We start from the raw sequence: 8,187 nt of genomic DNA, 5'->3' as shown, positions 1-8,187 counted from the left end.
GGGCAGGCACGGTGGCTGCGCCGGCCCTCCTGGGCCTGCATCCGCACGTGTCGCATGACTACCTTTATCCACTGCTCATCGGCACCGCGGCAGTGCTTGCCAGCAGCATTGAACGGGACCTCGCATTCAGGGCAGCGCGCAATGCCCTGTTGCTATTCATGGCTGCAGGGTTGCTGCTGATCCCTTTCAAACCGTCGCTGGTACTGGATCTGTCCTATACCCAGGGCTTGCTGCCGGGCGTACCGCGTCTGGCAGGGCTGGCCGCACACGCGGTGTCACTCGGCATGCTGGCGCAACTGGGCTTGCTGTGCCTTCTCGCCCGGCCGCTGCAACGCGTCTGGCTTAACCGGCTGGCATGGGGAATGGGGCTTCTTGTGCTTTTTCTCGCCCAATCCAAGACGGCCTGGATTTCTTTCACGCTGTGCTCGGCTTGCATCCTCGCTGTACGGCGGGGCCCTGAATTTCTGCGCCGTGCCAGCGACCCGGTACGACCGGAATTTGGCATCGTCTCGCTGGTGGGGTTCATGTTTGCGGTGGCTGGCATAACGCTGGCGCTGATGTTTGGCGATATCGATGCAAGGTTATCGAGCTTCTTTGACAGCGCCCAGGGCGCGCAACTGGCCTCCATGACCGGCCGTGACCAGATATGGGCCATTGCCTATGACGAATGGCAGCGAAACCCGGTATTCGGCTACGGTCCGACCCTGTGGGATGTCAGCTTCCGCGACAGCATCGGCATGCCCAACGCGACCCATGCGCACAACCAGTTTATGGACACGCTGTCCCGCTCCGGCGCGGTAGGTGCGGCTGCACTGGTGTTGTATGCCCTGGTACTGCTGGTTCTTTCCATTCGCTATGCACGTGCCAGTGGCGGCCTTTCATTGGCGCTATTTGTGGCGCTGGCCCTGCGGTCCATCAGTGAAGTGCCGCTGCTGCTGTTCGGTTATGGCCCCGAGCTCACCACCCATGTGCTTTTGCTGATGACGCTGGCAGCGGCAGCGCATGAAGCGCACGCCCGACAAAAACAACCGGTGAGTTTTACGGAAAGTGCGGAGCCCCGCTTTGCCGGGAATTTCCATCCCTCGCCGGTTACCTCTCGAGCCCGACCATGAAATTTTCCGTCGTCATCCCGCTTTATAACAAGGCGCCATACATCAACGACACCATCGCCTCGGTGCTGGCGCAATCCTTTTCGGATTTCGAAATCATTGTGGTCGACGACGGCTCCACCGACGGTGGTGCGGAACTGGTGACATTCATACCCGATCCTCGGCTGCGTCTGGTACGCCAGGCCAACGCGGGCGTTTCGGCAGCACGGAATCTGGGGATTTCGCTGGCAGAGGGTGAATGGGTGGTTTTTCTCGACGCCGATGACTGGCATCACCCGCAATACCTCGCAACCCTTCTGGAAACGCAAGCAGGTTACCCGCATGTGGATACGGTCGCTACCGACTTTCTGCCCGTTCCTGACACTCCCACCATGTGGCCGCCGCGCTGGCCGGCGCTGTCATCCCAGCCGGAGGTGGAACTCATCACCGATCTGCCGCGGCGCTGGATGGTTGCACCATCGCTATGCACCAGCGCCGTGTCCGTGCGGCGCGCGCGCCTGCTGCAGATGCAGCCCTGCTTTCCCTCGGGGGAATCGCACGGCGAAGACCTGGATCTATGGTTTCGCCTGGCAGAGAAAACGCCTGTTGCGCTGGTACGGTCTCCCCTGATGGCATATCGGCTGGCGGTGGAAGGCGGCCTGACCACACATCATCCCGAGCTGGCCATGCCTCCGTTCCTGGAACGCATGCGCGCGCGTGCGCTCTCAGGGGCTCTGACCAACAGGCAACGCCGGTCTGCGTTGTGGCTGGTGGCTCAACACGAGTTGACGCTGGCGCGGCAGGCACTGGCATCCGGAAGCCGCCGTGAAGGTTTCGACTGGCTGATTCGTGCACACCGCGCGGCTACGGGGAGACGCTGGTGGCTGACTGCGGCCATGCTTTTCATGCCTGGCCAGTTGGTGAAAAACTGGCAGCTCTGGCGCACGCACCGGACCATTCACGCCGGCAATCCGGCCGAAGCAGGATAAAAAATGAACCAGAAATTGCCTCGCAAAATGACACCCCTGTGGCATTCGTGCCGGGTCTCCGTGGTCATCAAGGCCCTGAACGAGGAACAACGGATTCGGGCGACCATCGAGAGCGCGCTGCGTGCCGTCTCTGCTGTTGGCGGAGAGGTCATCCTGGCCGACTCCTGTTCGACGGACCGCACAGTGGAGCTGGCCTGCACGTACCCCATACGCATCGTCCAGCTGGCCAATCCCAATGAGCGATGTTGTGGCGTCGGCCCGCAGCTCGGCTACCAGCATTCGCACGGCGACTTCATTTATATCCTCGATGGCGACATGCAGATGCAAGAGGGCTTTCTTGAGAAAGCCCTCGCCTTCCTGGATACGCATGAGGATGTTGCAGGCGTGGGCGGTCGCGTGGTGGAACAAAACACCGAGAGCCTGGAGTACATGGCGCGTGGAGAACGGGACTCGCCACACCTGCGGCCGGGAAAAGTGGACCGGCTCGACGGCGGCGGGCTTTATCGCCGCACCGCCATTGAAGCGGCAGGTTATCTTTCCGACCGGAACCTTCACAGCTACGAAGAATTTGACCTGGCCATAAGGCTGCGTGCCCTCGGCTGGCGCCTCTGGCGATTGCCGGTGGACGCCGTCAATCACTTCGGCCACGACGCACCACCCTACCGGCTTTTAATGCGGCGCTGGCGAACCCGGTATATCTGCGGGCTCGGCGAGCTGGTCCGCGCGGCAGCGGGCAAGCCGCGCCTGCATCTGGCCCTGGAGGGATTGCGGGAGTTGCGCCTGTATATGGCAGTGCTCGGCTGGTGGGCTGTCATGGCGAGCCTGGTGTTCTGGCCCGTTCCTGCATCTGTGCGCCTGGCATTCTTCTGCATCATCGCCACGGCGCCGGTGTTGCTGATGACCTGGCGAAAACGGTCCGCCACCAAGGCACTTTACTCAGTGGTTTCCTGGTGCTTCAATGCCGCAGGCCTCATACGGGGGCTGCTTCGCAGGCAGCGGCCAGCTCGCGAGACCATCGCAAGCCGGATTGTCAAGGACTCGGCAATAACCTATCACACTGCAATCCAGGGAGCTGCCAATTGATGGGTTCCGAGACAGACCTGCAGAGGCGGCACGCGACGCAGCAATTTACCGGTGTACAGATCCTGAGGTTTGCCGCAGCCATGCTTGTCGTGGTCATGCACATTACCCAGGCCATTTCCATCCACGTCAGCGGAACCGGTCCCACCCACTATTGGGCAGACGGCTCCGCAGGTGTCGATATCTTCTTTGTCATCAGCGGCTTTGTCATGGCGATGTCGACCTCCACGCTGCCGTCAGACGCCGGGTCACGAACGGGTGCTGCCTGGGTTTTCATGCGAAGGCGCCTGCTGCGGATCGCACCGCTCTACTGGTTTTACACCTTGTTGAAGGTCGCCCTTCTGCTGGCCTTGCCAACCCTCGCATCCCGCGCGTCCGTGGAGCCCGGCCATTTGACAGCGTCACTTTTATTCATCCCGGCCGTGAGCCCGTGGGGCCTCGTATTACCCACCCTTCCCGTCGGCTGGACATTGAATTTMGAGATGCTTTTTTATGCGATTTTTGCGGCGGCCATTGCTTGGGGGGCGCCACGCATCCGGTTTTGCCTGTTGGTCTTCTTGCTCATTTACACGGCGGGGCGTTATGTACCGGGCTCAGTCATACTGGATTTTTACGCCCAGACCATTGTGTTTGAGTTCATTCTTGGCATTTGCATTGCCTATGCCTTTTTGCATTTCCGGCGCGCGTCGCCTGGAGTCGGCCTGGCCGTCATGGTGTTTGGCGTGGCGTTCATGTTTGCCCCCGACTGGGGACGCTCGGTTGACCGTTTTGCCACATGGGGCTGCGGCGCGGCGCTGGTCGTGCTGGGGTCGCTCTGGCTGGAGCCATGGACCTCACGCGCACCGCTGGCCTCCCGCCTGTCTTTTCTGGGTGACGCATCCTATTCCATCTATCTCTCACACACCTTCGTGGTGCCGGCCGGCGTATTGGCGTTGAAAAAGATGGGCATGCAGGACAGTCTTGCCATCGTGCTCGCCGTAGGCATGGCCGTGGTGGTTGCCGGCTGTATCTCGTATGTGTGGCTGGAACGGCCCATGACCACCTTTTTCAAACGCGCATTCTTTAAAAAGCCGGGTCTTTCTTATCAAGGTACAGGGAAATAATCATGAGAAGTGAATCGCTGCCGCATTCGGCCGCACAAACGCGCGAGGGGCGCTATATCTACCTAGCGTGCCCCTGGACGCCCAAGGGCGGAGGCATGTTCAAGGTCGCCGATTACCTGATCCAGGCCCAGGTGTTTTCAGCCCCTGCCGACGCAGCGGAGCTTCGCCCCCTCGATACGCGCGGCGGATCCAATGCCTTGTATTCATTCTGGGTATTGGCAACTGCACTGGCCCGTGTCGTGCGCGGAAAGCTCAACGGCCGGCTTGCGGGTGTTCACGTGAATATGGCCGAGCGCCTGAGCCTCTTTCGCAAGAGCGTCATCATCATTGCCTGCCGGGCCCTTGGTGTTCCGGTGGTGCTCCACTTGCACGCCGCACAGTTGCACCATTTCTACAGGTCACTCCCCCGTCCGCTGCAAATGCTGACGCGCTGGGTGTTTTCATTGCCCGCCAGTTGTGTGGTGCTGGGATCGTCGGCACGGCGTTTTGTGATTGAAGAGCTCGGTGTGCAGCCCAATCGTGTGGAGATCGTTATCAATGGTGTTCCCGAACCCACGCATGCAAGGCGCATCGCCTCGGAACAAACTGTGCAGCGCGTGCTTTTTCTGGGAAATCTTTCAGAGCGCAAAGGGGTATCTGATCTTTTACAGGCACTCGCACTCCCCGGGTTTGATGCCTCGCGAACCGAGGTCATCCTCGCAGGTGGCGGCGATATCGAGGCCTACCGGCTCAAAGCAAGGCAACTGGGCGTTGAGGCGATGCTTGATTTTGCAGGCTGGTCCGACCAGCAGCAGGTCGCGCGCCTGATGGCTCGCGCAGATGTCCTGGTCTTGCCTTCTTACGACGAAGGCCTGCCGCTGGTCATCCTGGAAGCCATGGCCAACGGCGTTGCCGTGGTCTGCAGCCCCGTTGGCGAAATCCCGTCGGTATTAACCGATGGCGTCAATGCCTGTTTTGTGCAGGCCGGTGACGCGGCCGGTATCGCCCAGGGCCTGCAGAGGGTGCTCAACGAGCCGGCGCTTCGAACCTCGCTGGAGCGCAACGGGCGCGCACTTTACGAACAGAACTTCTCTCTGGCACGCTTTTTTTCCAGCGTTGCACGTATCCACCAACGCAATTTCGGTGTGGCGGCCCAGCCGCTGCGTGCCGTCAAATCCATCCAGGGTTCGTCCGCATGATTTCGCAGGCTGATGACGTCCAGGGAGGCAGTCGCCTTCAGGCCGACGTATGCATCGTCGGCGCCGGCCCTGCGGGTATTGCATTGGCGCTTGCCTTGTCAGAGCAAGGGCATTCCGTGCTCCTGCTGGAGTCCGGACAGCTTCAGGCGCACGCACCTACCCAGGCGCTCTGCGAAGGAGAAGTCGCGGATGAGCGGCTGCACAGTCCGCCCGGCAAATACCGCCAGAGGCGCCTGGGCGGCTCCACGGCAATCTGGGGCGGTCGCTGTATGCCATTCGATCCCATTGATTTCGAAACCCGAAGCTACATTCCGCACAGCGGGTGGCCRCTGTCCTATGACGACCTGCTTCCCTACTATCCGCGCGCCAACTCCCTGGCGGAGGCCGGACGGTTCATTTATGACGCCAGTGACGCGCTGGCTCCAGAAGCCGGGCCGATAATTGCGGGATTCGACAGTTCGCGCGTTCTGACCAACGGGCTGGAACGGTTTTCCTGCCCCACGCATTTCGGCGACCGCTACGCACGGCGGCTTGAAATTGCCCCCAACGTTCAGGTACTGCTGGGAGCCAATTGCACTGCGGTGCGGCTGCAGGCTGACGGGAGGGCCGTACGTGAACTCGAGATACGCACCCTGGCAGGAACGCACTTCCGGGTGACGCCGAACACCACGGTGCTGGCTATGGGGGGACTTGAAACAGCGCGCCTGTTATTGGCGTCGCAGGACGTTGTTCCACAAGGCGTGGGCAACCAGCATGATGTCGTGGGACGCTATTACATGTGCCACATTGCCGGCAACGTCGGCACCCTGACAGTGCATGGGCCCGTCGGCAATGTGCGGCACGGCTACGAAATTTCACCGGAAGGCATCTACTGCAGGCGCAGATTGTCGGTGGCTGCGCACGAGCAGAAACGCCTGGGCCTTGCCAACGCAGTTGCCCGGCTGCACTTCCCGCGTATTACCGACCCTGCGCACCGCAACGGGGTGTTGTCGGGGCTGTTCCTGGCCCGCAAGCTGATCAGTTATGAATACGGCAAACGGCTCAACGACGGCCACAGCACCGGTGCAGGCACTTACGCCCGCCATCTCCTCAATGTGGTGGCCGATCCTCTCGACACCACAGCTTTTCTGACACATTGGCTGGCCAGGCGCTCTTTCGCAGAACGCAAGTTCCCGTCGGTCATCCTGCGTAACCGCACCAACCGCTTCAGCCTTGAAATGCACGGCGAACAAATCCCCCAGGCCCACAGCCGGGTCACGCTTGCCGGGACTGTCGATGCGCTGGGTATGCCTCGCCTGAGAGTGGACTGGCGCTACAGCCAGGCTGATATCGACTCCGTCCGCGGRACCCTGGACGTGATGGCGGAGGAATTCGCCCGCAGTGGAAAGGCTAGCCTTGAGTACAACCGCCAGACGCTGGAGGACGATCTTGTACGCTTTGGCGCCTACGGAGGGCATCACATCGGCACTGCGCGGATGGGCAATGACGTGCGCACCAGCGTGGTCAACGCCGACTGCCAGGTTCACTCGGTGCACAACCTCTTTGTCGCCGGGAGCGCTGTTTTCCCCACGTCGAGCCAGGCCAWTCCGACCTTGACCCTGATTGCCATGTCCCTCCGGCTGGCTGACCTGCTGTCGCGCCGGCTGCGTGCGGAACGGGCACCTGTTCAGTTGAAGGAGGCCGCATGAAGATACTGGTATTGGGAGGATCGGGCCACGTCGGCAGACGCCTTCTGGAAATGCTTCAGGGCACTTCGTGGGCAATTGCGACGGGCGCGTCAAGGCGGAAAAGGCGTACTGAAGGCGCGGGAAATTTTCACGGGGAATGGCTGGAGCTGGACACCCGCGACACTGCACAACTTGCGGCGGCGTTGAAAGATTTTGATGCGGTCGTTAACTGTGTTGCGGGGGATGCGGCTTCGATCTCGGAAGGCATGCAGGCCTTGGTCAATGCCGCGCTCAAGGAGGGCTGTCCACGCATTGTTCACCTGAGCACCATGTCGGTCTACGGGCCTGCAGAAGGCCTGATCAACGAGGATGCGCCGTGCGACCCCAGTCTGGGCTGGTACGGCCGTGCCAAGTGCGAGGCGGAAGCCTGCCTGCAGGAATTTGTACGCCGCGGCGGAGAGGCCGTGATGCTGCGGCCAGGCTGTATTTTTGGCCCCGGCAGCGATCTCTGGGTTGGCCGTATCGGCCGATGGCTTCAGTCCGGACGGCTTGGCGACCTTGGCGTCGCAGGTGATGGCTGGTCCAATCTTGTTCACGTGGATGATGTGTGCCAGGCCCTGCTGGTTGCGCTGCAGCTGCCGGTAACTCCGGGCGAGCTGCCCGTTTTCAATCTGGCCGCGCCGGACAGTCCTCGCTGGAACGACTACTTTGTTGATCTGGCGCTCGAGCTCAAGGCAACGCCGGTGCGGCGCATCAGCCCGCGGCAATTGCAAGTGGACTCCTGGTTGGGAGGCCCGCCGCTGAAAGCAGTCGAGCGGGCACTGAAATTCCTGGGTAGCAGCAGCCGACGGATTCCCGAGGCGCTACCCCCCGGATTGCTCCGTTTATGGGCACAGCACATTCGACTCGACTCCCAGGCAGCGACGGAAAAACTGGGATTAACCTGGACACCCTACGCCACGGGACTGCACGACTCGACGCGATGGTTTTGTACCAGGGCTTCAGCTGGCAGCCCCACCGTGGAAAAAATATATGCGTTTCCTGACAGCTGATATTCATCGGAAATTCGGACGGTCTGACGG

Annotated in this window: 7 protein-coding genes; all 7 read left to right on the top strand. The window is 61.2% G+C overall.

Annotation, left to right across the window (positions count from 1 at the left end):
- The coding region (locus AC1D0Z_RS13175) for an O-antigen ligase family protein (RefSeq protein ID WP_477658679.1) at window positions 1-1,112 on the top strand (1,112 nt) is incomplete at its 5' end.
- A complete protein-coding gene (locus AC1D0Z_RS13170; protein ID WP_477658678.1) occupies window positions 1,109-2,077 on the top strand; it encodes a glycosyltransferase family 2 protein in 969 nt (322 codons plus the stop codon). The genes AC1D0Z_RS13175 and AC1D0Z_RS13170, both read left to right, overlap by 4 nt.
- A 60-nt stretch (window positions 2,078-2,137) precedes the next feature.
- Complete coding sequence (locus AC1D0Z_RS13165; RefSeq protein ID WP_477658677.1) at window positions 2,138-3,160, top strand: glycosyltransferase family 2 protein; 1,023 nt, start codon at window positions 2,138-2,140, stop codon at window positions 3,158-3,160.
- Window positions 3,160-4,260, top strand: a complete 1,101-nt coding sequence (locus AC1D0Z_RS13160; RefSeq protein ID WP_477658676.1) for an acyltransferase family protein — start codon at window positions 3,160-3,162, stop codon at window positions 4,258-4,260. The genes AC1D0Z_RS13165 and AC1D0Z_RS13160 overlap by 1 nt, the downstream gene beginning before the upstream one ends.
- 2 nt (window positions 4,261-4,262) lie before the next feature.
- Window positions 4,263-5,438: a glycosyltransferase family 4 protein gene (locus AC1D0Z_RS13155; RefSeq protein WP_477658675.1), complete on the top strand. Its 1,176-nt coding sequence runs from the start codon at window positions 4,263-4,265 to the stop codon at window positions 5,436-5,438.
- The gene (locus AC1D0Z_RS13150; protein ID WP_477658674.1) at window positions 5,435-7,126 is read left to right on the top strand and encodes an FAD-dependent oxidoreductase; all 1,692 of its coding nucleotides are present in this window, start codon (window positions 5,435-5,437) and stop codon (window positions 7,124-7,126) included. The genes AC1D0Z_RS13155 and AC1D0Z_RS13150 overlap by 4 nt, the downstream gene beginning before the upstream one ends.
- The gene (locus AC1D0Z_RS13145; RefSeq protein ID WP_477658673.1) at window positions 7,123-8,157 is read left to right on the top strand and encodes an NAD-dependent epimerase/dehydratase family protein; all 1,035 of its coding nucleotides are present in this window, start codon (window positions 7,123-7,125) and stop codon (window positions 8,155-8,157) included. Before AC1D0Z_RS13150 ends, AC1D0Z_RS13145 begins: the two co-directional genes overlap by 4 nt.
- Window positions 8,158-8,187 lie beyond the last annotated feature (30 nt).

The sequence above is a fragment of the Polaromonas sp. P1_E3 genome, from assembly GCF_056405935.1.
This window is presented reverse-complemented; position numbering and strand designations above follow the sequence as displayed.

What these genes read in the sequence shown, in the direction of transcription:
- AC1D0Z_RS13170 (WP_477658678.1), top strand. Translation starts at nt 1,109, where the DNA reads ATGAAATTTTCCGTCGTCATCCCGCTTTATAACAAGGCGCCATACATC.
- AC1D0Z_RS13145 (WP_477658673.1), top strand. Translation starts at nt 7,123, where the DNA reads ATGAAGATACTGGTATTGGGAGGATCGGGCCACGTCGGCAGACGCCTT.
- AC1D0Z_RS13155 (WP_477658675.1), top strand. Translation starts at nt 4,263, where the DNA reads ATGAGAAGTGAATCGCTGCCGCATTCGGCCGCACAAACGCGCGAGGGG.